Source organism: Pedococcus sp. P1_H8, from assembly GCF_056405175.1.
In genome coordinates, this window is record NZ_JBFUCP010000152.1 from 1 (window position 1) to 502 (window position 502).

Genomic DNA, 502 nt, shown 5'->3' on the forward strand with positions numbered 1-502 from the left:
GTCGAGGTGGGCCCGGAGACAACGGGATTCGCCGAGGGCGACCACGTGCTGTTCTCCTTCGTCGCGGGCTGCGGTCGCTGCCGCTGGTGCGCGAAGGGGCTGCAGAACCTGTGCGACCGCGGCGCGGCGATCATGACCGGCAGCCGCCCGGACGACCCGGCCAGCTTCCGGCTGAGCCTGGACGCGCAGCCGGTGGCCCAGACCTGCGGGCTGTCCACGTTCAGCGAGTACACCACCGTCAGCACCGACTCCGCCGTCAAGGTTCAGGACAAGAGCCTGCCGCTCGAGGTGCTGTGCCTGCTCGGCTGCGGCGTCGGCACGGGCTGGGGAGCCGCGGTGAACTCCGCGCAGGTGTACCCGGGCCAGACGGTGATCGTGATGGGCGTCGGCGGCATCGGCATCAACGCCGTGCAGGGCGCCGCACACGCAGGGGCCGCCCACGTCCTCGCCGTGGACCCGGTCGCCTTCAAGCGGGAGAGCGCACTGAAGTTCGGTGCCACCC

Annotated in this window: 1 protein-coding gene; it reads left to right on the forward strand. The window is 71.7% G+C overall.

The features are described 5' to 3' along the window. Positions 1-502: alcohol dehydrogenase catalytic domain-containing protein (locus tag AC1DYG_RS19340; protein ID WP_477641479.1), on the forward strand; the 502-nt coding region annotated here is incomplete at both ends.